Origin of the sequence: Aeromonas veronii bv. veronii (genome assembly GCF_000820225.1) — a bacterium.
GTDB lineage: Bacteria > Pseudomonadota > Gammaproteobacteria > Enterobacterales > Aeromonadaceae > Aeromonas > Aeromonas veronii.
On the sequence record NZ_CDDK01000035.1, the window covers coordinates 1 to 873 of the forward strand.

At 51.7% G+C, this 873-nt stretch carries 2 protein-coding genes; both read right to left on the reverse strand.

The genetic code is table 11. The features are described from left to right. Positions 1-115: 115 nt before the first annotated feature. Complete coding sequence (gene gmhB, locus BN1139_RS15180) at positions 116-658, reverse strand: D-glycero-beta-D-manno-heptose 1,7-bisphosphate 7-phosphatase (protein WP_005356377.1); 543 nt, start codon at positions 656-658, stop codon at positions 116-118. Between the two features lie 113 nt (positions 659-771). Then, positions 772-873: EF-Tu C-terminal domain-related protein (locus BN1139_RS21065; RefSeq protein ID WP_019446595.1), on the reverse strand; the 102-nt coding region annotated here is incomplete at its 5' end.

Below are 873 nucleotides of genomic sequence, written 5' to 3' on the forward strand. Positions count from 1 at the left end.
ATGGAGGCGCATTATAGGGAACAGATTCTTTCTGGCAAGCAGATAATTGCAAAAAGATGGCTTTCGCTGTTTGTTCGCTCACAAAGCCACCAATTGGCATATTAAACCGGCGAAATCAGCTCACTGCAGGCACCGCAACAGCAAAATCGTGCAGATTGTCATAGAGAGCATCGGCCAGCGCACTACCCGTTTCGGTCACCGGCTTACCGGTTCTGACCATGATCTTGTGACCAACACCAGCATTGACGGCAGCTTTCAGATCGGAAGGCTTGTCACCCACCATATAGGAACGACTCATGTCGATCCCCAGTTCCTGTTGTGCCAACAGCAGCATGCCTGGCTCCGGTTTGCGGCAATCACAGGGGGCGCCGTGATCCGGGTGATGGGGGCAGAAGTAGATGCCATCAAGATCCACATCCCGATCAGCCAGTGACCAATCCATCCATTCAGTCAGATTCATGAAGTCATCTTCACTGAAGTAGCCGCGGGCGATTCCGGACTGGTTAGTGACGACGACCAGTAGATAGCCTTTCTTTTTGAGGAGCTGCAGAGCGTCTATGACTCCGGGCAGAAAATGGAAATCATCGACCTGGCTGACATAGCCAGTGTCTTCATTGATGACACCGTCACGATCCAGAAAAATGGCGGGGTTGCTCACGGAAACTACCTCTATCAATGGTTTTGCCCAGTATCTCACAGGCCATAAATAGCCCCAAAAATAAAAGGGGTGGCCGAAGCCACCCCTTTTCATGTTTGTATATAACGAATCGATTAGGCGATTACGCTAGCTACAACACCAGCACCTACGGTACGGCCACCTTCACGGATAGCGAAACGCAGGCCGTCGTCCATCGCGATCGGCGCAATCAGGGT